This is a genomic window from Methylobacterium sp. 77 (assembly GCF_000372825.1).
GTDB lineage: Bacteria > Pseudomonadota > Alphaproteobacteria > Rhizobiales > Beijerinckiaceae > Methylobacterium.
The window spans coordinates 436,758-462,695 of record NZ_KB910516.1 but is presented as its reverse complement, the minus strand read 5'-3'; the positions used below and the strand labels follow the sequence as shown (position 1 = coordinate 462,695).

22 protein-coding genes and 1 tRNA gene are annotated in these 25,938 nt (G+C 64.1%); 10 read left to right on the top strand and 13 right to left on the bottom strand.

All coding sequences use genetic code 11. The features are described from left to right. Positions 1 to 338: 338 nt before the first annotated feature. From eutC to A3OK_RS0102105, 9 genes are all read right to left on the bottom strand, one after another. A complete protein-coding gene (eutC, locus tag A3OK_RS0102145) occupies positions 339 to 1,148 on the bottom strand; it encodes an ethanolamine ammonia-lyase subunit EutC (protein ID WP_019903286.1) in 810 nt (269 codons plus the stop codon). Next, the gene (locus tag A3OK_RS0102140) at positions 1,145 to 2,545 is read right to left on the bottom strand and encodes an ethanolamine ammonia-lyase subunit EutB (protein ID WP_019903285.1); all 1,401 of its coding nucleotides are present in this window, start codon (positions 2,543 to 2,545) and stop codon (positions 1,145 to 1,147) included. Before A3OK_RS0102140 ends, eutC begins: the two co-directional genes overlap by 4 nt. A 69-nt stretch (positions 2,546 to 2,614) precedes the next feature. Beyond that, complete coding sequence (locus A3OK_RS0102135) at positions 2,615 to 3,358, bottom strand: hypothetical protein (RefSeq protein WP_019903284.1); 744 nt, start codon at positions 3,356 to 3,358, stop codon at positions 2,615 to 2,617. Between the two features lie 238 nt (positions 3,359 to 3,596). Then, positions 3,597 to 4,457, bottom strand: coding sequence for a transglutaminase family protein (locus A3OK_RS0102130; RefSeq protein ID WP_019903283.1), 861 nt, complete (start codon positions 4,455 to 4,457; stop codon positions 3,597 to 3,599). 159 nt (positions 4,458 to 4,616) lie between these two features. Then, positions 4,617 to 5,207, bottom strand: coding sequence for an LUD domain-containing protein (locus A3OK_RS0102125; protein WP_019903282.1), 591 nt, complete (start codon positions 5,205 to 5,207; stop codon positions 4,617 to 4,619). Next, positions 5,204 to 6,811, bottom strand: a complete 1,608-nt coding sequence (locus tag A3OK_RS0102120; RefSeq protein WP_019903281.1) for a lactate utilization protein B — start codon at positions 6,809 to 6,811, stop codon at positions 5,204 to 5,206. Before A3OK_RS0102120 ends, A3OK_RS0102125 begins: the two co-directional genes overlap by 4 nt. Continuing rightward, on the bottom strand, positions 6,808 to 7,551 hold the full coding sequence (locus A3OK_RS0102115; protein WP_019903280.1) for a (Fe-S)-binding protein: 744 nt from the start codon (positions 7,549 to 7,551) through the stop codon (positions 6,808 to 6,810). Before A3OK_RS0102115 ends, A3OK_RS0102120 begins: the two co-directional genes overlap by 4 nt. A 93-nt stretch (positions 7,552 to 7,644) precedes the next feature. Continuing rightward, positions 7,645 to 9,405 carry a ubiquinone-dependent pyruvate dehydrogenase gene (gene poxB / locus A3OK_RS0102110; RefSeq protein WP_019903279.1) on the bottom strand — a complete coding sequence of 587 codons (1,761 nt, stop codon included), beginning with the start codon at positions 9,403 to 9,405 and terminating at the stop codon, positions 7,645 to 7,647. 120 nt (positions 9,406 to 9,525) lie between these two features. Then, entirely contained in the window at positions 9,526 to 10,125 is a 600-nt protein-coding gene (locus tag A3OK_RS0102105; protein WP_019903278.1) for an isochorismatase family protein, read from the bottom strand. Between the two features lie 275 nt (positions 10,126 to 10,400). Between A3OK_RS0102105 and A3OK_RS0102100 the strand changes: the two genes are divergently transcribed. Continuing rightward, the gene (locus A3OK_RS0102100; protein WP_019903277.1) at positions 10,401 to 10,676 is read left to right on the top strand and encodes a hypothetical protein; all 276 of its coding nucleotides are present in this window, start codon (positions 10,401 to 10,403) and stop codon (positions 10,674 to 10,676) included. A 222-nt stretch (positions 10,677 to 10,898) separates the two neighbouring features. Here the strand turns inward: A3OK_RS0102100 and A3OK_RS0102095 are convergent. Beyond that, positions 10,899 to 10,975, bottom strand: a tRNA-Arg gene (locus A3OK_RS0102095). A gap of 467 nt (positions 10,976 to 11,442) precedes the next feature. Between A3OK_RS0102095 and A3OK_RS0102090 the strand changes: the two genes are divergently transcribed. The 3 genes from A3OK_RS0102090 to A3OK_RS0102080 all read left to right on the top strand — a co-directional run bounded on the left by A3OK_RS0102090 (position 11,443) and on the right by A3OK_RS0102080 (position 14,572). Further along, a complete protein-coding gene (locus A3OK_RS0102090; protein WP_019903276.1) occupies positions 11,443 to 12,894 on the top strand; it encodes a histidine kinase in 1,452 nt (483 codons plus the stop codon). After that, positions 12,891 to 13,583 carry a response regulator transcription factor gene (locus tag A3OK_RS0102085; RefSeq protein ID WP_019903275.1) on the top strand — a complete coding sequence of 231 codons (693 nt, stop codon included), beginning with the start codon at positions 12,891 to 12,893 and terminating at the stop codon, positions 13,581 to 13,583. Before A3OK_RS0102090 ends, A3OK_RS0102085 begins: the two co-directional genes overlap by 4 nt. A gap of 302 nt (positions 13,584 to 13,885) precedes the next feature. After that, positions 13,886 to 14,572, top strand: a complete 687-nt coding sequence (locus A3OK_RS0102080) for a YoaK family protein (protein WP_036302096.1) — start codon at positions 13,886 to 13,888, stop codon at positions 14,570 to 14,572. Between the two features lie 617 nt (positions 14,573 to 15,189). Here the strand turns inward: A3OK_RS0102080 and A3OK_RS0102075 are convergent. Further along, a complete protein-coding gene (locus A3OK_RS0102075) occupies positions 15,190 to 15,714 on the bottom strand; it encodes a MucR family transcriptional regulator (RefSeq protein ID WP_019903273.1) in 525 nt (174 codons plus the stop codon). 1,511 nt (positions 15,715 to 17,225) lie between these two features. Further along, positions 17,226 to 18,161 carry an N-acetyl-gamma-glutamyl-phosphate reductase gene (gene argC, locus A3OK_RS0102070; RefSeq protein ID WP_019903272.1) on the bottom strand — a complete coding sequence of 312 codons (936 nt, stop codon included), beginning with the start codon at positions 18,159 to 18,161 and terminating at the stop codon, positions 17,226 to 17,228. Positions 18,162 to 18,378: 217 nt separating this feature from the next. Here argC and A3OK_RS0102065 point away from each other — a divergent pair, with 217 nt between their 5' ends. After that, positions 18,379 to 18,915 carry a DUF5872 domain-containing protein gene (locus tag A3OK_RS0102065; RefSeq protein WP_026596843.1) on the top strand — a complete coding sequence of 179 codons (537 nt, stop codon included), beginning with the start codon at positions 18,379 to 18,381 and terminating at the stop codon, positions 18,913 to 18,915. A gap of 417 nt (positions 18,916 to 19,332) precedes the next feature. After that, positions 19,333 to 19,794, top strand: a complete 462-nt coding sequence (locus tag A3OK_RS0102055) for a hypothetical protein (RefSeq protein WP_019903269.1) — start codon at positions 19,333 to 19,335, stop codon at positions 19,792 to 19,794. 110 nt (positions 19,795 to 19,904) lie between these two features. Here the strand turns inward: A3OK_RS0102055 and A3OK_RS0102050 are convergent, their stop codons facing one another. After that, entirely contained in the window at positions 19,905 to 21,236 is a 1,332-nt protein-coding gene (locus A3OK_RS0102050; RefSeq protein WP_019903268.1) for an MFS transporter, read from the bottom strand. Between the two features lie 367 nt (positions 21,237 to 21,603). Here A3OK_RS0102050 and cyoA point away from each other — a divergent pair, with 367 nt between their 5' ends. The 4 genes from cyoA to cyoD all read left to right on the top strand — a co-directional run bounded on the left by cyoA (position 21,604) and on the right by cyoD (position 25,913). Then, positions 21,604 to 22,737 carry a ubiquinol oxidase subunit II gene (cyoA, locus tag A3OK_RS0102045; RefSeq protein WP_026596842.1) on the top strand — a complete coding sequence of 378 codons (1,134 nt, stop codon included), beginning with the start codon at positions 21,604 to 21,606 and terminating at the stop codon, positions 22,735 to 22,737. Between the two features lie 136 nt (positions 22,738 to 22,873). Then, on the top strand, positions 22,874 to 24,877 hold the full coding sequence (gene cyoB / locus A3OK_RS0102040; protein WP_019903266.1) for a cytochrome o ubiquinol oxidase subunit I: 2,004 nt from the start codon (positions 22,874 to 22,876) through the stop codon (positions 24,875 to 24,877). Positions 24,878 to 24,882: 5 nt separating this feature from the next. Further along, entirely contained in the window at positions 24,883 to 25,512 is a 630-nt protein-coding gene (gene cyoC / locus A3OK_RS0102035) for a cytochrome o ubiquinol oxidase subunit III (protein ID WP_019903265.1), read from the top strand. After that, on the top strand, positions 25,509 to 25,913 hold the full coding sequence (gene cyoD, locus A3OK_RS0102030; protein ID WP_019903264.1) for a cytochrome o ubiquinol oxidase subunit IV: 405 nt from the start codon (positions 25,509 to 25,511) through the stop codon (positions 25,911 to 25,913). Before cyoC ends, cyoD begins: the two co-directional genes overlap by 4 nt. Positions 25,914 to 25,938: the final 25 nt, after the last annotated feature.

The following is a 25,938-nucleotide window of genomic DNA, read 5'->3' as shown; positions in this document are numbered from 1 at the left end:
CAGCCACGCTTGAGCCAAGAGCAGTCGAAGCTCTTCAGATCGATCCGGCCGGCAAGTCTCTCTGCAAGTCTGTCGGCACGTCTCTCCGGCGCGTGGGTAAGTCTCGGCAGGGCAAGGTAAATTCATCCGCGCATACGCAGAGGTCCCGTCCAGACCAGATCTGCGACAGCACAAGGTGCGGTTTCATGCGTGGTTCTCGGGGTCGCAGCACCGCTCGCCCCTGCATATTCCCAACACTGGGATTGCAGGGAAAGCAGACCTGACCGCCGAGACATCGCGAGGTCGTTCGACCGAAAACCTGCTCCCTCGATCACCGATGCGTGCCGTCGCCCGATCGCTCAGGCCTGCGAGGCGGTGTCGACCCCATTTTCCAACGCCTGCTGCCGCGGCGGGGGTTCGAGTTCGAGACCGCTGCCGTCCTTGAGGTTCACCCCGGTAATCCCGCGTATGAAGGCCTCCCGCAGGAGCCACTCGAGCTTGAACGCTGCGAGATCGTGGGAGAGTCCCGCGGGACGGACGTTGGAGATGCAGTTGCGTTCGGCATCCGAACGCCCGACGCGCGGGTCGAGGGTGAGGTAGATGCCGAGGCTGTCGGGCGACGACAGGCCGGGCCGCTCGCCGATGAGGACGGCCACGGCACGGGCGTTCAGCGCCGCGCCGATCCCGTCGCCGAGAGCGACGCGTCCTTGCGTCGCCACCACGATGGGAGCCAGGGTCCAGCCGGCCTTGTCGATATGCGGTTTGAAGGCGGCGAGGAAGCCGGCCGCACCCTCGTGCACCGCCCGGGCCGAGAGCCCGTCCGCCACGACGATGGCGAGGTCCACCGGCTCTGACGGTCGGTCGTGCAGGATCGTCGCGCTTTCGTCGCTCAGGGTCCGCCCGAGATCCGGACGGCGCAGGTAGGTCGCCCGGTCTGGTGCCGCCGAGGCGAGGCTGAGTGTGGGATAACCCAGGGAAGCGATCCCGGACGCCACCTCAGCGGCATCCATCGGCGTGTGAACCGCGTCCCGCGCCTGGGCATGGGCGAGCCCGAAGCGCAGCACCTCGATGGTGGGCATGCCGGTGCCGGCCCGTCCGAGTCCGATCCGGGCCGGTGTCAGCCGGCTCAATCTGGCCCAGGGGTCCATCGTCGCGTCGTCGGCGCTCATGCGGCGATTCCCTTCTCGGCGGACAGGCCGGGCGCGGCCGCGATGAGGCGGGCGCTCGGCCCCTCGGGCAGGAGAGCCCCATCCGCGTCGGTGAGGCCGATCTGTTCGAGCCACGCCTCGAATTCCGGCGCGCGCTTCAGGCCGAGCACCTCGCGCACGTAGAGCGAGTCGTGGAAGGAGGTGGATTGGTAGTTGAGCATCACGTCGTCGGCGCCGGGAATGCCCATGACGAAGGTGCAGCCGGCCGCCCCCAGCAAGGTCAGGAGCGTGTCCATGTCGTTCTGGTCGGCTTCGGCATGGTTGGTGTAGCAAACGTCGCACCCGAGCGGCAGGCCCATGAGCTTGCCGCAGAAATGGTCCTCCAGCCCGGCCCGGATGATCTCGCGACCGTCATAGAGGTATTCCGGTCCGATGAACCCGACCACGGTGTTGACGAGGAGCGGCCGGAACGGACGTGCCACGGCATAGGCCCGCGCTTCCAGGGTCTGCTGGTCGATGCCGTGATGGGCGTTTGCCGAGAGCGCCGAACCCTGTCCGGTCTCGAAATACATGCAATTGTCGCCCACGGTGCCGCGCTTCAGGGCGAGGGCCGCCTCGTGCGCCTCCTTCAGGATCGGAAGGGTGACGCCGAAGCTGGCATTCGCTTTCTGTGTCCCCGCGATCGACTGGAACACGAGATCTACGGGCAGCCCCCGGTTCATCGCCTCCAGGGTGGTGGTGACATGGGTCAGGATGCAGCCCTGGGTCGGGATCGCGAGGCGCTGGATCAGGTCGTCGAAGAGGTGGAGCAGTCCGCTCAGGGTGGAGACCGAATCCGAGGCCGGGTTGAGGCCGATCACGGCGTCGCCGCAGCCATAGGACAGACCGTCGACGATGGCCGCGGTGATGCCGGCCGCGTCGTCGGTGGGGTGGTTGGGCTGGAGCCGCACGGAGAGCCGGCCCGGCAGTCCGATCGTGTTGCGGAACTTCGTGACCACGCGGCATTTGCGTGCCACCAGGATCAGGTCCTGGTGCCGCATGATCTTCGAGACCGCCGCGGCGATCTCGGGCGTGATGGCTGGCGAGATCCGGGTCAGGGTCTCGGGTGAGGCCTTGATCAGGAATTCGCGAAAATCCCCTACCGTCAGATGCGCGATCTCCTTGAAGGCAACCGCGTCATGGGTGTCGAGGATGAGGCGGGTGACGTCGTCCTCCTCGTACGGGATGAGCGGTCTCGCCAGAATCTCCGACAGCGGCACCTCAGACAGGCACCAGCGCGCCGCCATCCCCTCCTCCGCCGATTCCGCGGCGATGCCGGCGAGGCGGTCTCCCGAGCGGAGCGGCGTCGCCTTCGCCATCAGCGCCGCGAGATCGGCGAAGACATGGGTCTTGGGGCCGACGATATGGCGATAGGTCATGTTTCAACGCTCCTGCGCCGCCGTCGCGTAAACCCGGCGTCGCGAAAATCGAGCCACCCGGCCAGATCTTTATTCCACCTCCCGGCCCGGGCTGAAAAGTCCGAGCGCGTGAAAGATCTGCGCTTCGAGGACGGAGCGGAGGACGAGGCCGAATACGCTGAAGAGCAGGATCAGGGTTCCACCGAGGATCACGGGCGGCGCCGTCCGACCATTCGTCGCGATGATCAGAGCGGCCAGGAGGAGCGCGATCGCCACGAGCGGGGCCGCCGCTCGGAATCCGATGGAAACGATGGTCCAGACCTGACCGGCGGTCGCGCGAAACGCGTCCCTGGCCGTGATTTCTAGACCCTCGATCGCGAGGGCCGGGCCCACGGGGAAGAGGCGGCACGTAAGCCAGATGGTGACGAGAAAGAAGGCCGGAAGGATCAGAAGACCGAGTCCCGACGGGAGATAGGCCACGCCCCGTGTCCAGGGGATGCCGAGCAGATACCAGCCGAGGTGATAGGCGACGAGATCCTTGCGCCGTATCGCCTCTCCGAGCAGAGCCCACATGCTCAGCGACCGCAGGCCCAATGCATGGCGATAGATCGCCATCGTGTAGGGGACGAGCAGGATGGTGACGGCGATGTCGAGCAGAACGTTCGACAGAGACCCGGTCGCGTTCCCAGGGCCGCCCAAGCGAGCGGTGAGGAGCAACTGGACGATCAGGACGAAGGTGACGAACGCCGTCTCGCGCCGCAGCGATCCGACCGCCCGAAATGCCGCGCGGTAGGCCGCAGATGTGGATCCACGCGTCTGAAGAGCAGCTGCCATCGTGCCTCGTTCCGTGATGTCTGTATCGGACGAGGCGAGCTATAGCCGATCGATTTACCTTCGGATTGAAAAAGCGACGGCAAATTCAATCGCTGCGGGATTACGCACAGTCGAACGAGCAGAGAAAAGCTCCTGTCCTTCCTCGCGAGAGTGGGCCGGACCGGGATCACAGGATCCTGTCGGCCCATGGCCCGGGGCCCTGCCCGGCCGCAGGGACCCGGGTCGCGCGAAGGCGTCGTCAGGCCGCTCCTGCATGCGGGGCCGGCAACTCCGTCGAGATCGCGTCCACCGTCCGCTGGGGTGGGCTGCCGAGACCGTCCGAGCGCGCGATGCGGATCTGCTGGTTGACCGGCTGCATGTTGCCGTAAGGCGTCGAGAACGCGATCTCGGCCGCATCCCGACCGACACCGATGCGCACCAACCCGTCGAGATCGGCCTGGCGCGTGGCGTCGAAGAGCCACCAGCGGCCGTCGAGATAGGCTTCGAACACCGCGTGGAAATCGCTCGGCACGAGGCCGTGGGCGTAGCAGCTGACGAAACGGGCGGGGATGCCCAACGCGCGGCAGAAGGCCGTGCCGATATGCGCGAAATCGCGGCAGACCCCAGCGCGTTTGAGCAGGCTCTCGTCGGCGGTGGTCTCGCCGTCGCTGGTGCCGGGCTGGTAGGTCAGATGATCGTGAATCCAGTTGCAGATCGCGTTGACCCGCTGATGTCCCTTGGGAAGCGCGCCGAACTCGGCCTGCGCGAAGGGCGTCAGCCGGTCGGACGAGACGAAGCGGCTGGGCAGCAGGAAAGGCAGGATATCGAGGGGAAGCTGGCCGATCGGCGTCTCGTTGATCGTCGCGGGATCGGCCCGGTGAACGGTGAGTTCGACCTCGGCATTGTATTCCAGCGAAAACTGGCCGGCGGGGACATTCACCCCGAGATAGCGGTTCTGCAGGTCGGGCGAGATGTAGACCTCGCGCTTCAGGTCCGGCTTGAGCGTCAGCGTCTCGCTGAGAATCTCGAGGCTCTTGAGACGAGCCACCTCGATATTGAAGATGAAGGTCGTATCCGACAGTATGTTATAAGACAGACTGCAGCCGAGCGTGTAGCGCATGGAAGCTCCTTCCTCCGTTGCCGAAGACCTAGCAAGGATTACGCCCGCCACAGCCACAAAGATCCTCCGGTGGAGGCTAAGCTTTGTCGCTTCTGGCGAACATATCCATGCACGGCGCCCCTCTCCGCGTCTCGTGTCCGATCCTGGCGTCCATTCCCGTCACGAACGCGGGAGCAGGATCACGGTCAGTGAGCGCACGCCTTGCGCCCCATGGATCAGCACCCCTTCGATATCGGCCGTCGCCGAGGGGCCGGTATGCAGCACGGCATAGGCGGCGGACGCGAAGTCGGGTCGGCGGTAGGCCGCCTGGATGTTGACGAGGATGTCGGCCGGATCGAGCAGGACGACGAGATGCTGGGCGAGGTACGCCACCGAATTCACCCGGAGCTCTTCCTCGGTGAAGAGGACGGACCCGGTCTCAGCAACTCCGAACACCGCGCGGACGATGGCGACATCCACGTCGGCGAGATCCTTGGGCAATGCGACCTGCGAGAGGTCGCGGTTGCCGGCGATTTCGGGCACCGCGGAGGCGATGACCTGTGCGGATGCCAGTCGCTCGCGCACGGAGGCGAAGGCATCCCCGTCTTCCGGCGAGCCGATCCGTCCGCCCATGCGCTTCAGGCGCTCGCCGAATTCCGCCACGAGGTCGTCGCCGACCAGGGGCGTGAAATCCGGTATCGGGGGAAGCGGATAATCGCCCTTGGGGCGGTTTCTGGCGATGCGGGCGAGGGTCTCGTCGCGGGCGCTCATTCGACGTCGCCCTTCTCCGTCTTCCCGGTCCTGGCCGGATCCATCCGGTTCTGCTTGTACCAGGCGTGGAAGCTCTGGCGCGGGGTGTCGGGCATCTCACGGCCCTTCCCCCAGGTATTGAGCGGGTTGTAGACCGCAAAGCGCGGCAGCACCTTCAGAGCGGAATCGGCCGCTCCGATGGCCGCGCGGTAGGTGGCCGGCCGGCTCAGAACCTGTCCCGCCGCCTTCATCATCCCCTGTTTCAGGAGCGGGATCTGGTGCTCCTCCGCCAGCACCTTGCGCCAGGCGAAGATCTGCTCGTGAATGTTGATCTTCACCGGGCAGACATTGGTGCAACTGCCGTTCATGGTCGAGGAGAACGGCAGGGTGGAGTATTTCCGCTTGTTGAAAGTCGGGTCGATGATGAGGCCGATCGGGCCGGAATACGTGGCACCGTAGGAGAGGCCGCCGCTGCGCCGGTAGACCGGACAGGTGTTCATGCAGGCGCCGCAGCGGATGCATTTCAGCGAGGTCCAGAACTCCTCCATCCCGAGCCGCTCGGAGCGACCGTTATCGACCAGTACCATATGCATCTCGCTGCCCTTGCGAGGCCCCCGGAAATGCGAGGTGTATTGGGTGATCGGCGAGCCGAGCGCCGAGCGCGCCAGCAGGCGCAGGAACACGCCGAGATGCTCGATCCGAGGGATCAGCTTCTCGATGCCGATGGAATGGATCTGGAGCTTCGGGACGTTGCCCGAGAGGTCGGCATTGCCCTCATTGGTGCAGGTCACCACCGTGCCGGTCTCGGCGATGGCGAAGTTGCAGCCGGTCATGCCCGCATCCGCGTCAAGGATGAGGGGCCGCGTATGCATGCGCTGGCTCTCGGCCAGGTAATGGGCGTCGTCGTTCTCCGGGTCGGTGCCCATGGTCTTGGCGAAGACCGCGGCCACGTCGAACCGGGTCTTGTGCACCGCCGGCACCACCACGTGGCTCGGCTCTTCGTTGTCGAGCTGCTGGATGCGCTCGCCGAGATCGGTCTCGATCACCTCGATCCCGGTTCCGGCCATGTAGTGGCGGAACCCGCATTCCTCGGTGAGCATCGATTTCGACTTGATCAGGGTCCTGGCGCCGTGATCCTTGAGTATGCCGTGGACGATCCGATTATGCTCGGCCCCGTCCGCCGCCCAATGGACGTGGACGCCGTTGGCCTTCGCATTCGCCTCGAATTCTTCGAGATACCTGTCGAGATTCGAGAGCGTGTGCGCCTTGATCTGCGAGGCGAGGTCGCGCAGCTCTTCCCATTCCGGGATGCCGAAGGCGGCGGTATCGCGCTTCCTGCGCAGGTCCCAGAGACGTTCGTCGTGGGCCTTCTGGTGAAGCGGAGCGGCGAGGAAGCGTTCGGCGGCCTCAGCCTGATCGATCGGGCGGTTGCCCCGGATCTTGGCGCCGCGCGGCTGAGCCTCGCGAGCGGCCTTCGCCCTGGGCTCCGCGCCGATCGGCCGCGTCGTGCCCTCGGCATGGTCGAGGCGGCGACCGTCCTGGCCGCGCTCGCTCTCGTCGTCGGACTTCGCGACCTCGGGATGGATCAGTCGGCCGCCGGCCTCGCTCTCCTCCTTAGCATTCATGCCGAGACTCCATTGAGGATGCGGGCGATGTGGATGAACTTGAGCGGTACGCCGATCCGGGCGGCACAGCCCTTCTGATGCATCATGCAGGAGGAATCGGACGAGACGACGTATTCTGCCCCCGCACGGCTGTGATCGCTCACCTTGTCGTAGCCCATCTTGGCCGACACGGCCGGCTCGAACACGCTGAACGTTCCGCCGAAGCCGCAGCATTCGTCCGGCCGCGCCGGCGTGACGATCTCGATGCCCTTCACCTTGGCCAGGAGGCCGAGGGGCTTCGAAAAGGCCGGCTTGTTGAGCTCGGACGGCCGCGCGTGATGGATGCCGCGCAGGGCGTTGCAGTTCGAATGGTAGCCGACCTTGTGCGGGAACTCGGCCCAGGGAAACGCATCGACCTTCAGTATATCGTGGAGGAACTCCACCAGTTCGAAGGTCTTGCTTCGCACCGCCTTGACCTCGTCGGTCTGGGGGATCGCGGTGAGGTGCTCGCGCACCTGATGCACGCAGGAGCCGGAGGGGGCGACGACGTAGTCGAACGGGGCGAAGTTCTTGACGAAAAGAGCTTCCGTGGCGGCGGCTTCGGCGTGGCAGCCGGTATTGGTCATCGGCTGGCCGCAGCAGGTCTGGTCGAAAGGATAGCTGACGTCGAGGCCGAAGCGTTCCAGCAATTCCAGCGTCGCGATACCGACTTCAGGCTCGAAAGCGTCGACGTAGCACGGCACGAACAGTCCGATGCGCATGGAAACCGGTCTTCTCTCCTGGGATGCGGCAGCCCCGACGCCCGGATGCCGCATCGTTGTTCAGTTTGGATACGTTCGAAGGTCCATCTTCGTCTACCGGATGATGTTCGTCTTGGCGAGATCGAGCACCGAATCGCCACGCCCGCTCATCACCGCGCGCAACAGGTACAGGCTGAAGCCCTTCACCTGCTGACCGTCGATCTTCGGAGGGATCGAGAGTTCCTGGCGGTTTACCACCACGTCCAGCACCGCCGGACCGTCATGGGCCAGCACGTCGCGGATCGCGCTCTCCAGTTCGGCCGGGTCTTCCACCCGCACGGCGTGGAGGCCGACGGCACGGGCCATGGCGGCAAAATCCGGGTTGTCGAGGGCGACGCCGGTCTCGAGATACCCGGCGGCCTTCATCTCCATCTCGACGAAGCCGAGCGAGCCGTTGTTGTAGATCACGACCTTGAGCGGCAGCTTTTCCTGCCGCAGGGTCAGTAGGTCTCCCATCAGCATCGTGAATCCGCCATCGCCCGACAGGGACACGACCTGTCGGCCGGGACAGGCCGCCTGCGCGCCGATGCCCTGTGCCATGGCATTGGCCATGGACCCGTGGACCCATGAGCCGAGAAGCCGGCGCTTGCCGTTCATCTTGAGGTAACGTGCGGCCCAGATCGTCGGCGTGCCGACATCTGCAGTGAAGATCGTATCGTCCGCCGCCGCCTCGCTCACGAGCTTGGTGAGGTATTGCGGGTGGATCGGGCTTTTGGCGGATGACAGGCCGAACCAGCCCTTGGTCGGCGCGCCGGTGGCGAGATCGTCGAGATCCTCACGGGCCTTGGCATAGTGCTTAAGGCTGGAATCGAGCCACGACCTATCGGATTTCACGCCGAGCTTCGGCAGCAGAGCAGTGATGGTGTCGCGCACGTCGCCGACGAGGCCGAGATCGAGCTTCGTCCGCCGGCCGAGCTGGTGCGGCCGCAGATCGACCTGCGCCACCTTGGCATTGGCCGGATAGAATTGCTTGTAGGGAAAGTCGGTGCCCAGCATCAGCAGCGTGTCGCAGGAATGCATCGCCGCGTAGCCGGAGGAGAATCCGATGAGGCCGGTCATCCCGACATCGTAGGGGTTGTCGTATTCGACATGTTCCTTGCCGCCGAGTGCATGGACGATCGGGCTCTTCAGAGCCTCGGCGAGCTGCAACAATTCGGCATGGGCCCCGGCACAGCCACGACCGCAGAGAAGCGTGATCTTGGATGAGCCGTCGAGGAGTTCGGCCAGAGCGTTGAGCTCCGCCTCCGCCGGTCGGACCATCGGCTTGGGCGGGATGAGGCCGGCATTGGGAGAGACGGCGCGGACAGGCGCATCCTTCAGAGCCACGTCGCCGGGAATGATCACGACGGCGACGCCGCCCTGACCGATGGCGGCGCGCATGGCGTTCTCGAGGACGAAAGGTAGTTGCGACGGGTCCGAGACGAGTTCGCAATAATGGCTGCATTGGGCGAACAGGGCTTTCGGGTCGGTCTCCTGGAAGTAACCCGAGCCGATTTCGACCGAGGGGATATGCGCGGCGATGGCCAGGACCGGGGTCCGGCTCCGGTGGCAATCGAACAGCCCGTTGATGAGATGGACATGGCCGGGGCCACAGGAGCCGGCACAGACCGCGATCTGCCCGGTGAGCTGACTTTCCGCGCCGGCCGCGAAGGCGCCGACCTCCTCGTGGCGCACATGCACCCAATCGATCACCCCGCGCGCGCGGATCGACTCGGTGAGTGCGTTGAGGCTGTCGCCGACGACGCCGTAGATCCGCTTGACGCCCACCTGTTGCAGCGTTTCGACGACGAGATCCGCGACGTTTTCGATTTTCATGGCCCGAGCTCCTGCTTCAGAAGCCGAACGATGATGCGCCGCACACGTTCCCGGAGCGTGCCCGTATCGCCAGGGCGCTCGGGTTCTCCGGGGTCCGGGATCTCCGGCCGTCGGAACAGCTCAGTCCGCGATGTCGGCCACGTTCGGCGCGATCACGGCGAAGAGATCGCCGAGCGTCGCGAGGCTCGCGGCCTGCAGCGCAGAGGCGGGCACCACCGAGCTGTCGAGGCCGGGCAAGGCACGGGTGGCGGTGGTGGAGGCCACCACGGTCGGGCTGAAGCCGAGGTTGAAGGCGCCGCGTGCCGTCGAATTGATGCACATATGCGTCATGAACCCGGCGAGCAGCACCGATTTCACGCCGGCCTCCTCGAGATGCTTCTGCAGGTCGGTGCCGACGAAGGCGTTCGGGTAGTTCTTGACGATGACCGTCTCGTCGCCCTGCGGCGCGACCTCGTCGCTGATCCGGCCGATGGCGGCCGAGATGTCGTAGGGCGAACCGGGTCCGGCATCGTGCTGGATGTGGAAAATGGGGATGCCGGCATCTCGCGCCCGGCCCAGGAGTTCCCGCGCGGAGCGAAGAGCGGGCTCCACCTGTTCGAGGCGCATGATGCCCTCGCGATAGGTGTTCTGCAGGTCGATCATGATCAGAGCGGAGCCTTGAAGCCGAGCCGGTAGGGGGCTCAGACCGGAGACATCGCGCAGGGTCTTGAGGTCTGTCATGGCGGGTTTCCAGGCTGTCGAAGGGGCAGGCGAGGAGAGCCTAATCGGCCCTCACGTCAACCCGCCCCGTCGCAATGGAGGTCGTCGCTCCAGCTGCGGTCGCGTCTCCCGGTCACGCTTTATCAATCACGAAATCGCGCGCTCAAGCTCGCTTGCGTCGGCGCCTCATCCGCAACGGGAAACAGTCAGAATTCGTTCAGCGATCGGGTGTCTTGATGCAGCACGCCCCGGGGTCAAGCTTTAATCCCGACGGGACGCGATCTGGAGTTCGTGTCATGAAGCATGTGAAGACTTTCGGCCTCATCGGCGCCGTCATCGGCGGCCTGACGATGGCCGCCGCCACCACCACGACGGCCGAGGCTGCCGGCGGTTGCGGGTACGGCTACTATCCCTCCGCCTATGGATGCCGCGCCACGTCCCGCGCCTATGGCTATTATGCGCCGCGTCCCGTGCCGGTTTATGGCTACGGCTACGGGTATCGCCCCTACGCCCGCCCCTATTACCGCCCTTACGCCTACGCTCCCCGCCCCTATGTGCGGTTCGGCTACTAAGGTTTAAGGCCGATGCTCCCGGCCGCCCGGGAGCATCCCCTCTTGTCAGGACGGCTGCACGGGGATGTCTCGACGCGTGCAGAAGCGCCTCCGTCGTCAAGGAGGCGCGACCTGCGCCACCGTGGATCCGACCTCAAGGTAGAGCTTTCGCCTAACCCAAACAGAGCAGTGAGAGCGCCTACCATCGCGGATCGGTATCGAAGCCAGTCTTGGAAGCGAGCGTGGCGACCCCGGTTGGGCTCGAACCAACGACCTGCCGCTTAGAAGGCGGCTGCTCTATCCAGCTGAGCTACGGAGTCGGGGCGTCGCGCGCCCCAGAAGCCACGGGTCAGGGTTCGGGTCAAGGCTTTCCACCGCCATGCGCTTTGCCCCTTCGACGGTGTTTCCGCGAGCGACTTTGCTCCATTGCGGGCTCGATCGTGGCAGGCTCGCGAAGCTCTGCCGCTGCCGAACAACGATCTGGGATCGGAGCGCTTTTCCTGGAGCCACCTCGGGCTGCAGATCCACTTCGCTATCTGGCGGCGCTCTTTAAATGAGCGCCGCATCGTCCTACGGGAGACAATCCGGGCGCTGCTCTGCCTTCCGTCCGGGTGCCGGTGTGACAGGCCTGGTGGAAGTGACCTCGGCGCGAATCACGGGTGTCAGCTCGGGACAGGGGTAAGGATCCGCCGAATTCTGGGCTTGGTGCCCGATGCGGGCTCGGACCTCTTGCCTTCGGCGTACCGATCGCGGCCACATCCGGTCCAGTTCTCGAAGGATCTGAGAGATGCGCCTGCTGGCGGGATTGATCGCGCGTATCCTCATCGTCACGCTTCTCTGCCTCGGTGCCGCGAGCCTCTGGGTCATGCGCGAGACCGGACGTGCCATCCGTGCCGAAACCGAAGCCTCGGCGGAGCGCGTCGTCCGCGATCTGCGGTTCAGCGCATGGCACGAGCTGATGTGGCGCGGCCAGGATGCCCGTTTCACCGGAATGCCGGCCTGGAGCGCAATCCCGCCTGATCTGGCGAAGGCCAGCGCGACCTTGAGAGGCTGGTTGCACATGATCGGCCCCGGTGTCTGCGTGGTAGTCAGGCTGACCGAGCCCGGAGCGGTCGCGGGGGAAGGCGCCGCGCCGATCTGCGGTGCCTGGGCCGGGCTGGGATCGCCCGCACCGCCCTGGTTCGGAGCCTTGCAGGAGCACCTGTTCGGTCGGGACGAGACGGTGACGCGGGCCGTGCTGGTGAATGGCCGCGAGGCCGGCCTCGTCAGCGCCAAGCCGGATGGCGATGCAGGGCTACGTCAGACCTGGCAGAGGGTGCGCGTCTCGGTGGGGGTGGCGGCCGCCATGGCGGCCGGAATCGCGATCCTGGCCTCGATCCTGATCGGCTGGGCCTTGTGGCCCGCCGGGATGATCGTCGATCGGTTGCGACAGCTCGCGCGGGGATCGGAGGCGCGACGTCTCCCACGTTTCCGCAGCGCCGAGTTCGATCGCATCGCCGGCGCGGTGAACGACCTCGGCCGACAACTGGCGGAAAACAGGAGCAACCATGCCAGCCTGATGCGGCGCCTCTTCGCCGTGCAGGAGGAGGAGCGTCGTGCCATCGCCCTCGATCTCCATGACGAGTTCGGCCAGTGCCTGACCGCGACCGAAGCGCTGGCGACCGCCATCGAGGTGAGCTCGGACGATCGCCCGGATATCGCCGCCGATGCCCGCATGATCGTCGCCACGACCATGCGCATGATGGCGGGCCTCCGTTCCGCCCTCGCCCATCTTCGCCCGCCGGACCTCGCCGAGATCGGCTTTTCGGCCAGTCTGCACCGCCTTGCCGCACAGACCGGCACCAGAGCGGGGCCCGCCTGCCGGATCGATCTCCAGGGTGATCTCGACGATCTGCCGGGGCCGCTCGGGATCACGCTCTACCGGATCGCCCAGGAGGGGCTGACCAACGCCATCCGCCACGGCCGGTCCCGCACGGTCTGGATGCGTGCCGAAGCGCGGCCCGGTGCCATGGTGAGCCTGACCGTCGAGGATGATGGCGGCGGGCATCCGTCGGGTCTGACCTCCGAGGCCGGGCAAGGCGTCCTCGGCATGCGCGAGCGCGTCGCGGCCCATGGCGGGAGCCTCGTCATCGAGAGGGCCGCTCTCGGAATCCGGCTCATCGCTACCCTGCCCCTGCCGCTCCCTCTCCCCCTGCCGCTCGCGAGCGGCTCGGCCAGTATCCAGGGAGCTTCGGCGTGAACGACGACGTCACCGTCCTCATCGTCGACGACCATCCGGTCGTCCGCGAAGGCTATCGCCGCCTGCTCGAGCGCCAGCCGGGCTTTCACGTCGTCGCGGATGCGGAGAATGCAGCCGACGCCTACCGACTCTACAAGCACCACGCCCCAACTCTCGTCCTCATGGACCTCAATCTGCCGGGTCCCGGCGGCCTGGAAGCGGTGCGCCACATCCGCCAATGGGATCGCGCTGCGCGCATCCTCGTCGTGTCGATGCACGAGGGTTCCGCCTTCGTGCTGAAGGCGTTCGAAGCGGGCGCGCTCGGTTACGTCTCCAAGGTCAGCGGATCACGCGAATTGCTGCGGGCGGTGAAGGCTGTCCTCGCCGACGAGCGGGCGATGAGTCCTGATATCGCGGACCTCATGGCAGCCGAGCGTGTCTCAGCGCCCGCGTCGCTCCTCGACGCATTGGGACCGCGCGAGACCGAGATCCTTCGCCTGCTGGCGATGGGCAATACGGACGAGGCGATCGCGCAGGCGCTGAACCTCAGCCTGAAGACGGTTCGCAACTACCATTACGAGATCAAGCAGAAGATCGGCGCCGATAACGACGCGCATCTGGTCTGGCTCGCGATGCGGGCAGGTTTGGTCGACCCGTCGTCGAACGATGCCAATGCTTCATTCCTCGGCGGGACGAAGCAGATCACTTAGTGGTCAACATCTGCGGATGGTACCCGCACCCTGCATCCGCTCCCGACCGAGGCTGTGTGAAAACGCCGAGGTCTTTGGTCGGTGAAGAAGGTTCTTCTTCGGAGTACTCTTGGGAGGACTGCCGGGCAACTGCCCGCGGTGTATCAGCCACCATCTGATGCGCCCGAATATGCGTTGTTCCGGCTGAACGCGGCTTTTTCACACAGCCTGCACCCTATACAGACCCTCGGAAGGTTCGCTTCCAAGCAGTTTGGTGGATGACGACCTGTAGATGGGTTGGATGGTTAGGAGACGAGTGAACCGTGTCCACGCACTCTAGTAGAGACACCACAATCGGCGTCGGCCTCGCCTTCGTCGCTGGCTTTGTGGACGCCGCCGCTTTCATCGCCCTGACCGGCCTTTTCACCGCCCACGTCACCGGCAACTTCGTCCTGATCGGTGCGGAGTTGATTTCTACCTCGACCGGCGTCCTCGCCAAGCTGCTCGCCCTGCCGACCTTCATCCTGGCCGTCGCCGCCACGCGCCTGATCGCCCTGGCCCTTGAGCGGAGAGGATCGTCGCCGCTGCGCCCCTTGCTGGCTCTCGAAGCGGCCGTCCTGTTCGCCTTTGCGATCGTGGGCGCTGCCATGTCGCCGCTCGGCTCACCGGATGGTGCGCGGGCGATCGGCGTCGGCATGCTCGGGGTTGCCGCGATGGGCATCCAGAACGGTATCGGGCGTCTCGTGATCGGCCACTTGGCGGCAACCACCGTGATGACCGTCAACGTCACGCAGGCCGTGATCGACCTGACCGACCGCCTGTGCGGTGCGAGGCTCAGTGATCAGGCCAGCACCCGGCTGCGGCGCACGCTGTCCGCCGTACTGGCATTCGCGGCGGGCGCACTGGCGGGGGCGTTCGGTATTGCCGCCTTGTCCTTCTGGTGCGTGCTCGTGCCCGCCTTCATCCTGGTCGGATTGTTGATCGTTCCCGACCGGAAACCGAGTTCGTGAATAGCCGCATGACATCGAAGCGGAGCGTCCGCTTGCCGATGATAGGCCGAGGTTTGTTCACTACCCGTCACCGACGCTCAGGACTGGGTGCCGAGTGTCAGAGCTCATTGTTAGCCCTGTGCCCGGGTAGGTCGGTTTCTTCCGAGCTCCGACGTGTCGAAGCGCTGTCGAATACGCCTGTGCGGCGGTTCGTTTCGCGCATCCAACCCAGATGCTCTAGCCTGTGCGCGCGCTTCACCGGAGCGAATTCCTGATCGACGCGCGCGCCAGGCCCATGTCCATTGGCGTCGAACGAGAAGCTGGCTCGGGAGCAGAATCAATACAATGCTAATCTGGAGAGATGATCGAGCGCCTCATGAAGCCTCAGGAATTGTGCGTCGTCACAATTCCTGAGGCCGGCGCTGATCTTTCCGAATCCATTCGCGAGCCTGCGAGGCGGGTCACCACATTTGTTCGGATGAGGCCGAAAAAGGCCAAGCCCGGTGCATGCAAGTGATCGAGAGGGTCGTATCCCACAAATAAAGGCCCACTCCACGGCAGTCTTGCCGGGGAGTGGGCCTTCATTCTGATGACTGCATAGAACAGACGACGTCCGGTCGGACCTCGTCGAAACCGTTTCAGGCAGCCTGCTTCTTGCGGGGACCGCGACGCTTCTTCTCAGGCGGAGCGACGACGGCTTCCTCGACCGGCGGAGCGACGACTTCCTCCGGAACGGCCTTCGTTGCGGTCTTGCGGCGCTGCTGGCCAAGACCGAGGGCCCGAGCCAGTTCCGAACGCTGTTCGGAATAGGCAGCCGACGTCATCGGGTAATCGGGCTGGAGGCCCCACTTGGCCCGGTACTGCTCCGGGGTCAGCCCACGCAGGGTGAGATGGCGACGCAGCGTCTTATACTGCTTTCCGTCCTCGAAACTGACCAAGTAATCGGATGTCACGGAACGGCGGATTTCCTGCGCCGTCGCCTTCGGCGGCCCGGTCTCCGCAGCCGGGGCACTGCTCGTGCTCACCGAGCGAATGGCCTCATGCACATCACTGAGAAGCTTAGGCAGTTCCGCGCTCTGAACGTGATTGTTGCTGACATAAGCGGAGACGATATCCGCCGCCAATGTGATGAGGCGTGCTGCCTCGGTATCGGAATCACTCATGATATTCAGCCATCGCTTGGTTATGTTGAACTCTATACAAGCCTAGGCTCAGTTATCGCATCTCGCAAGATGTTATCGAACGAATTTTGGTATTTTACCGGTCATTCGATCAAATGCTTCGGATGTTCGCGATTTTCGGCACCCACATCCAGCGATGGCCCACCCGTTTGGGCTATGGGGAAAGCAGAGTTTGTCGATGTTTCGCCGTCCTGAAAGCGTCCCGGCGATCCGATCACCATCATGCTCAGCATAGCCGGACGGATACAACTTTGACGTCGGGTTTAGTCGTCGCCGAAAGTGGTGACAACCGCGACTCGCACGTGAATCCGCACGGGAATCGCGAGAGGACGATCGACGTGATCATGCACCTTTGCGCTCTCACTGGGGCATGCGGGCAGTAGAGCGACCGGGAATGCTCGGTCCACAAATTGGGCCGCCTCTCACGCCAAAGCCCCGGTAAGCCAATTCCTCAAGAATGGTGTCGGTCAATGGAGATGGTCGCTGATCGTTGCGTCAGGGATCGCTCGATTCGTCGTGTTGAGAGGCTCGTACACCGAGTGTCCGATCCTCGCTGCGAGGGATATAATCCAAAAGTCCTGTATCGACCTTAAACGCAGAATACGAACTCAATAGTCGATCCTTGACGATGAACCCGCTCGAATCGCGGCTCAAGAGGGGATTTTATCGAGCTTCAAGCGTCATATGTCGGTATGTCCAAAGATTGCATTCACAGTCCGGTGATCGGCCGTTCGATCGAGCGTTGCTGACGTTCGCCGTTATTCTCGCCACGGGATTGTTCGGCGACATCCTCTCGGAAACATCGTGCGGCGCTTTCTTCAGCAAACGCTCGAGACGCATCAGACACAACGGAATGGCTCACGCGACGGGCTCGTCCGAATGAGGAGCCCGGCTAGGCCTCCACATCAGACATTTGGAAAGACTTACCCAGCCCGGCATCCTGCTAAAGGCGGCCGCGACTTCATAGTTTTGAAGATCGGCTGACGAAATATTTATCGGCGAACCATCCCGGCTCGTCAATCGATCCGTGATTATGCAACCGATACGCGTGGGGACAGTCGAGAGCGCGTCATTGGGGAGAAGACTACGAGACTATGCAAGACTGGATTTGCCAGATTCGCCGTGGCGGTCAAGACCGTCGCTCATCCAAGATCATACGCTGCGCTTGGCTCCCGCCGCGACGATGTCTCGTCGATGGCCTTACGACCAGCGCCCCAGTTCGATGCACCTGCCTAAAATGCTCCCCGATCGGGGAGCCTATCCTCGAGGCCATGCAGCGAGATCACGTCGAATGAGCAACTGGATCATCATTCCAGAGGCCGAACTTGGCGGTGCGCCTCTCTCCCGCGAGGCCATGTGGGATTTACAGACGCGACGTTCTGCCGCGATCATCTTCGATGAGAAGAGACGGGCAGATCGAGGTCGATCCGAAGGAGATCGCATGATCGCGACAGATCAGGGCATGGAGCCCGGCCCCGATCCGATTCGCTATTCTAATTCAGGCCGAGCATGAGTCCGATGTTCTGCACCGCCGCGCCCGATGCACCCTTGCCGAGATTGTCGAGGCGGGCAACGAGAAGCGCCTGTGCGTGATCCGGCGAACCATAGACCCGTAACTCGAGCCGGTCGGTATCATTGAGAGCTTCGGCGTCCGGCTTGTCGCTCGGATCCGTCGGGACCACCTTCACCAGATCCTGCCCGGCATAATGGGCGGCCAGAGCCGCTTCCAAGGCTGCCGCGTCCGGATGTCCCGGGAGGGTGTCGAGGTGGAGAGGGATGCTCACCAGCATGCCCTGACGGAAGTTCGCGACCGATGGGATGAAGATCGGCCGCCGGGTCAGCCCGCCATAGGTTTCCAGTTCCGGCAGATGCTTATGAGCAAAGCCGAGCCCGTAGAGTTGGAAGGCCGGTGCCGTTCCGGCTTCGTAATCTTCGATCATGCTCTTGCCGCCGCCGCTGTAGCCGCTGACCGCGTTGACGCTGATCGGCGTGTCGGATGGCAGCAATCCGGCATCGACCAGGGGCCGCAAGAGGGCGATCGCCCCGGTGGGATAGCAGCCGGGATTGGCGACGCGCCGCGCCTGGCGAATCGCCTGCGCCTGATCGGAGTTCAATTCGGCGAACCCGTAGATCCAGCCGGGGCTGACCCGATGAGCGGTACTCGCATCGAGGATGCGCGGGCCTCCATGGGGGAGGCTGTCGGCAAGGGCTACGGTCTCCTTCGCAGCATCGTCCGGCAGGCATAGGACGACGAGATCCACGCCGGCGAGAAGCGCGCGCTTGACCTCGGCGTCCTTGCGGCTCTCATGTGGAATGCTCTTCAGGGCAACACGGCCCTCGCGCTCCAGGCGTTCGCGAATGCCGAGGCCCGTGGTGCCGGCCTCTCCGTCGATGAAAACCGTGGGCTTCGCCGCGCCGCTCTCGCTCATTCGAAATGTCCTGTTTGTCTCGCATGGCGGAGCATCGCTACGCGCCTCCGCGAGGTGGAGGGTCCGGCTTCTCAAGTCAATGTCGCGGTCCTCGACACGCGATGGCCGCAGCCCCTGTATCGCCTTGTTTTCACACGGATTGATGACACGTCTTTCGCCGGGAACTGGCCCCTCCGGATGACGGTTGACCGCATTGAAACAAGCAAAGGCCGGAGCGATGGCAGCCAGCGCAGAAAAGACCGATCCTAAACTGTGGGACAGGGTCAAGTCGGAGGTGACCGCGTCCGACAAAGGCGGCAAGCCCGGTCAATGGTCCGCCCGTAAGGCCCAGGCGGCGACGAGGGCCTACAAGGAGGCCGGTGGCGGCTACAAGGGAAAGAAGTCCGACGACAACAGCCTCACTCAATGGTCGAACGAGGACTGGGATACGCAATCCGGCAAGCCCAGCGGTGAGACCGGCGAGCGCTATTTGCCGAAGAAGGCCCGGGACTCCCTCACGGACGAAGAATACGACAGGTCGACGAAGAAGAAGCGCGCGGATGCCAAGCGTGGCAAGCAGTTCTCTAGTCAGCCGAAGGACGTAGCCGAAAAATCGGCTTCCGCCAGGACAGGCGCCCCCGCTCACCGGAAAGCCTCGGGCGACAAGAACGGCGCGACGAAAGCCGAGCTGATGCGGAAAGCCAAATCCGCGAACATTCGAGGTCGCTCGACCATGTCCAAAAGCGATCTGGAAAAAGCCCTTCATACCTCGTGAACATGCCGGCCTGCGCCATTGCGTATTCGGCTTGGCCTGATCGGTTGAACGGAACTGAACCGCGCAGAGTTCTGATCCGTGCATGGCTCGCCGTTCCGGATCCTTGTTCGATGATCGTCAGACCCTTCGTCCTCACACCCTGCCTCGTTCTGCTGCAGGCAGAGGCGGTACTTGCGCGGGACATCGAAGCGCCGGCCGGTATCGGCACAGCTCTCTTGGCCCGTGATGATTCCGTTGAGGCACTGACCGGTAAGACTCCCGTCGGAGGTGCGGATGCAGCGTCGGGCGCTGGGGGCGGTCCCGGCACCGGCGGAACGTCGGGCGACCCAGGCGGAATTCATCGATGAGCACATCGATTTCGCCGCGGTGTTTCCAACTCAGTGATGCTCGCAATCCAGCAACGTGGAAGTTCCCGACATGACCATTCGCTCGACGCCGCTCCTCGCGGGCCTCGCCTCATTCATGGTCCTGGCGACCGGTGTCGGCCTGGCGGAAGCGTCATGCCTGCGGCAGGTCGCCAATCGGTCCAGATTGACTCTGGTCGTGGGCCAGGCGGGCGGTCCTGCCGTGACGGTTCGTCCCGGGACGTCACGGAAGATCCGGCTCGACGGGCCCGCTCCCGTCGATGTCTCGGCTTATTGCGGCGTCGGTTTGAGGGCAGGCGTCGCCCTTGGACAACCCGTCATCCAGCGTAGTTTCGCCGTCACTGCCGTGCAGGACCGTTGCTATTTCGAAATCGGCCGCGGGTTCTTCGAGCGCGAACTCGGCCCCAGCTTCTTTCCGCGAGAGGGCACGGAGCCTTTCGCTCTCAACACCCCGCGCCAGGGCGACCTCGCCCTCGGCCCGACCGGAGGACCGGCTTGCCCCTACGCCCGTTGAGCTTGGCAGGGGCACGCCAGCCCATGCAGGCCTGATTCATTCTGGTGGAAACGAGAAAGGCCCGCATGCCATGCATGCGGGCCTTTCTCGTTCGGACCCTCACGTCGTGGTCAGGCTGTCGCGGCCTTCCGATTGATCGCGAGTGCGATCAGCGTCGCGACGGCACCGGACAGCAGGTAGACGCCGACCCAGGCCAGACCGAAGCGGCTCGACAGGCTGAGCGCCACGAGCGGCGCGAAACCGGCCCCGATCAACCAGGCGAGGTCGGACGTGAGCGCGGCTCCGGTATAGCGGTAGCGCGTCCCGAGATTTTCCGTCACCGAGCCTGAAGTCTGGCCGTAGGAAAGTCCGAGCAGGCCGAAGCCGACCAGCACGTAGATCGTCTGGCCGGTCTCGCTGTCGCCGAAGAGCAGCGGTGCGAGGATGCTGGCGAGGCTGAACAGGCCGATCAGGCTCGCGGATATGCCGACCAGTCGACGGCGACCGACCTGATCCGCGACAATCCCCGAGATCACGATCGCACCGGCGAAGACGATGGAGCCGACGAACTGCACCAGCAGGAATTCCCCGGCCGAGCGTTTGGTGAACAGGGTGATCCAGCTGATCGGGAAGATGCTGACGAGGTGGAACAGGGCGAAGCTCGCCAGCGGCACGAAGGCGCCGATGAGCACGGTTCGTCCCTGGGCGCGAATCATCTCCCAGACGGGAGTCGGGGCGAGTTCACGGGTCTCGAGAAGCTGAGTGAACTCCTCTGTAGCGACGAGGCGAAGCCGGGCGAAGAGCGCGACCACGTTCACCGCGAAGGCGACGTAGAACGGATAGCGCCAACCCCAATCCAGGAAGTCTTCCATCGGCAGATTGGCGAGGAAGAACGAGAACAACGCGCTGGCGAGCCCGAACCCGATCGGTGCGCCGAGCTGCGGGATCATCGCATACCAGCCCTTGCGATTGCTCGGCGCCTTCATCGACAGCAGCGAAGCGAGACCGTCCCAAGCGCCGCCGAGGGCGAGGCCCTGACCGATCCGGAAGGCGGCGAGCAGCCAGACCGAGGCCATGCCGATACTGTGATAGGTCGGCAGGAAGGCGATCGACACGGTGGAGCCACCGAGCAGGAACAGCGCGACGGTCAGCTTGACGCCCCGTCCGTGCCGTCGGTCGATCTCCATGAAGATCACCGTTCCGATGGGCCGCGCGACGAAGGCGAGGGCGAAAAGGGCGAACGCGTAGAGCGTGCCTTCCAACGGGGACACGAAGGGAAAGAAGACCTTCGGAAAGATCAGTACCGAGGCGATGCCGAAGACGAAGAAGTCGAAGAATTCCGACGTCCGTCCGATGAGCACGCCGACGGCGATGTCGCCGGGTGCGACTTCAGGTTCAGTGGCGCCGGCCCGAGCGCCCGAACTCAGATGGGGCGGGGTCTGCAACGCATAATCTTGGCTCATGGAACGGCCATTCGCTGCTGTAAGGGTGGGAGGGCACGCCGCACTTGGCGCGCCCCTGTGTTCCTATTATGAAGAATTGCTGCACTGCGGCAAAGCGGTGCGGCGACACAAATCAGGATCATTTTTCTCATGCGATCCGAACGCGGCGCTTTCCTCCTTACTGCCTTGCGCGGGATAAAACAGCTATGCTCTCGACGCTCGACTGATTGAAGCGTCACGCACTTGTCAGTGTGGCTTTGCACTGTGCAGGAGAAACCCGTATCGAACCCGCGTCGCGCCAAGCGATCCGGTACGGACCGTCGCTTTTCGTAAACCAGATTTTTCCCCCGACGTTCCGTTCGCGGACGTCCTCACTGCAGCCGGTCGGATGTCATCCAGATCCTTGCGCGCTCTCGCCTTCCTCCCCGTGGCGGCCCTCCTCTCGGGCTGCAACATGGTCGTCATGCAGCCGGCGGGCGACATCGCCACGCGGCAGCGTGACCTGATCGTCGCCTCCACCGGGCTGATGCTGCTGATCATCCTCCCGGTGATCGCCTTCACGCTCTTCTTCGCCTGGCGCTACCGCCAGTCGAACACCGAGGCCGAGTACGATCCGGACTGGCACCACTCGACGCAGCTCGAGGTGCTGATCTGGTCCGCACCCCTCGTCATCATCATCGCTCTCGGCGCGCTGACCTGGATCAGCACGCATACGCTCGATCCCTACCGGCCCCTGAGCCGCATCGACGCAGCACGCCCGCTTCCCGCAGACGTGAAGCCGCTGACGGTGGAGGTGGTCGCCCTCGATTGGAAGTGGCTGTTCTTCTATCCGGATCTCGGCATCGCCACGGTGAACGAGCTGGCGGCGCCCGTCGATGTGCCGATCAATTTCAAGATCACGTCGGCCTCGATGATGAACTCGTTCTTCATTCCGGCGCTGGCGGGACAAATTTACGCCATGGCCGGCATGGAGACGAAGCTGCACGCCGTGATCAACAAGGAAGGCGTCTACGAGGGCTTCTCCGCCAATTACAGCGGCGAGGGCTTCTCGCGGATGAACTTCAAGTTCTATGGCCTGACCCAGGACGGGTTCGACCAGTGGGTCGCCAAGGCGAAGTCCGAAGGCAAGGAACTGTCTCGCGATGCCTACATCGCGCTCGAGAAGCCGAGCGAGCGTGAGCCGGTGATCTATTATTCCACCGTCGCTCCGGGCCTCTTCAACGCCATCCTCAACATGTGCGTCGTGGAGGGCAAGATGTGCATGGGCGAGATGATGAGCATCGATTCCAAGGGCGGTGCCGGCAAGGAAAGTCACGCCAACCACGATCGTCTCCGCTACGACGACCGCCATGCCGTGCGCGGCGAGGAGGCGCAGGCCGCGACGTTCCCCGCCTCCGAGAAGAAGCCGCGGTCACAGGAGGTCGATCGGGCCAAGGACCCGGCCAAGGGTCACGAGCACCACGACCATTCCATGCCGGGCATGAAACACGACGATCCTGCCCCGGCGCAGTTGAACCGCTAGGCCGACGCGATGACGCGCGGCCTTCGGGCTCGGCGCGGACGAGCGACGGCACCACTAAATTGAACCCTTGAGGGACGGGCACCGAAGCCATCGGTCTGCCCGTCCCCTCGCCGACAACCGGGAACGAAGCGATCCCATGTTTGCCAATCTCGATCTTCAGAAGCTCCTCTTCGGGCGCCTGACTCTCGAAGCCATCCCGTATCACGAGCCGATCCTGCTCGTGACCTTCATCGGCGTCGCCATCGGCGGCGTCGCGGTGCTCGGCCTCATCACCTACATGCGCTGGTGGGGTCCGCTGTGGCGCGACTGGTTCACCTCCGTCGATCACAAGAAGATTGGCATCATGTACGTGGTGCTGGCCCTGGTGATGCTGCTGCGCGGCTTCTCCGACGCGCTTCTCATGCGCGCGCAGCAGGCCATGGCCTTCGGCGCCAACGAGGGCTACCTGCCGCCGCACCATTACGACCAGATCTTCACGGCCCACGGCGTGATCATGATCTTCTTCGTGGCGATGCCCCTGGTCACCGGCCTGATGAACTTCGTCGTACCGCTGCAGATCGGCGCACGCGACGTGGCGTTCCCGTTCCTCAACAATTTCAGCTTCTGGATGACCGTGAGCGGTGCCATGACGATCATGGCCTCGCTCTTCGTCGGCGAGTTCGCGCGGACCGGCTGGCTCGCCTACCCGCCGTTGTCCGGCCCTGCCGGCAGTCCGGGCGTCGGCGTCGACTATTACATCTGGGGCCTGCAGATCGCGGGCATCGGGACGTTGCTCTCGGGCATCAACCTCATCGCCACCATCGTGAAGATGCGGGCGCCCGGCATGACCATGATGAAGATGCCGATCTTCACCTGGACCTCCCTGTGCACGAACATCCTGATCGTCGCCGCCTTCCCAATCCTGACGGCCGTTCTCGCGCTGCTCTCCCTCGACCGCTACGTGGGCACGCACTTCTTCTCGAACGACCTCGGCGGCAACCCGATGATGTACGTGAACCTCATCTGGATCTGGGGTCACCCGGAGGTCTACATCCTCATCCTGCCGGCCTTCGGCGTGTTCTCGGAGATCGTCTCGACCTTCTCCGGCAAGCGTCTCTTCGGCTACGCCTCCATGGTCTACGCCACGGTGGTCATCACGATCCTGTCCTACCTCGTCTGGCTGCACCACTTCTTCACCATGGGCTCGGGCGCCTCGGTGAACTCGTTCTTCGGCATCACGACGATGATCATCTCGATCCCGACGGGGGCGAAGCTCTTCAACTGGTTGTTCACCATGTACAAGGGCCGCATCCGTTTCGAGGTGCCGATGCTCTGGGCCATCGGCTTCATGGTGACCTTCACCATCGGCGGCATGACCGGCGTGCTGCTCGCGGTGCCGCCTGCCGATTTCGTGCTTCACAACAGCCTGTTCCTGATCGCCCACTTCCATAACGTCATCATCGGCGGCGTCCTGTTCGGGATGCTGGCCGGGATCACCTACTGGTTCCCCAAGGCCTTCGGCTACCAGCTCGATCCGTTCTGGGGGAAGATGTCGTTCTGGTTCTGGCTGGTCGGCTTCTGGTTCGCCTTCATGCCGCTCTACATCCTCGGCCTGATGGGCGTGACCCGGCGCGTGCAGCATTTCGACGACCCGTCGCTGCAGATCTGGTTCATCATCGCCGCCTTCGGTGCGGGGCTGATCGCGCTCGGCATCCTGTCCTTCATCATCCAACTCGTCGTCAGCTTCATGCGCCGCGAGCAGCTGCGGGACGTGACCGGCGATCCGTGGGGCGGTCGTACCCTCGAATGGTCGACCTCCTCGCCGCCGCCGGACTACAACTTCGCCTTCACGCCGATCATCCACGACCATGATGCCTGGTCGGACATGAAGCGCCGCGGCTATTCGCGCCCGCTGGAAGGCTTCAAAGCGATCCACATGCCGAAGAACACCGGCACGGGCATGATCCTGGGTATCCTCAGCATCGGCTTCTCGTTCGGCATGATCTGGTACATCTGGTGGCTGGCGGCGCTGACCTTCATCGCCATGGCCGTCGTCACCATCGGGCATACGTTCAACTACAACCGCGACTTCCACATCCCGGCCGATGCCGTCATCGGTACCGAGGGACAGCGGACCCGGTCGCTTGAAGGTCGGGTCTGAGAACCATGGCGTCGCACTCCCCCACCCTCGCCAAGGACGGCGAGGCTCCCTCCTTCTACATGGAGGAGGATCATCATCCCGAAGGCGGCACGATGCTGGGCTTCTGGATCTACCTGATGAGCGATTGCCTCATCTTCGCAGCCCTGTTCGCCACGTATGCGGTGCTCGGGCGCAATTACGCGGCAGGCCCTTCCCCGAAGGATCTGTTCGACCTGCCGCTGGTGGCTCTGAACACCTCGATGCTGCTGTTCTCCTCCATCACCTATGGCTTTGCCATGCTGGAGATGGCGAAGGGCAAGCAGGGGCGGATGCAGCTCTGGCTCGCGGTGACCGGCCTGTTCGGCCTCGCCTTCATCGGGCTCGAACTCTACGAATTCGCGCATCTCATCCATGAGGGCGCGGGGCCGCAGCGCAGCGCGTTCCTGTCGGCATTCTTCACGCTCGTCGGTACCCACGGCCTGCACGTGACCCTCGGCCTGGTCTGGCTGATCGTGCTGATGGTCCAGACTTCTCGGAAGGGACTGATCCCGGAGAACCAGCGTCGCCTTCAGTGCCTGTCGATGTTCTGGCACTTCCTCGACGTGATCTGGATCGGCGTCTTCACCTTCGTCTACCTCATGGGAGTGCTGCAATGAGCGCCGCCAGCCAATCCGCCCATGCCGCGGATCACGAAGAGGATGTGAAGGGCCACGGCGACCAGAGCGGTCACGGCTCGTTCAAGGGCTACGTCACCGGCTTCGTGCTCTCCGTCATCCTGACGGCGATCCCGTTCTGGCTGGTGATGGGCGACGTGCTCGGCGACGCGCGCCTCACCGGCCTCGTCATCATGGGCTTCGCCGTCGTGCAGATCGTGGTTCACATGATCTACTTCCTGCACATGAACACGAAGTCAGAGGGGGGATGGACCATCCTGGCTCTGATCTTCACCCTGACGCTGGTGGTGATCACGCTCACCGGCTCGGTCTGGGTGATGTACCACCTGAACACCAACATGATGCCGATGACGCCGGCGAGCCTGCATCAGCACGTGCATTAGGCTTGGCGTGGACCGCGCCGAGCCG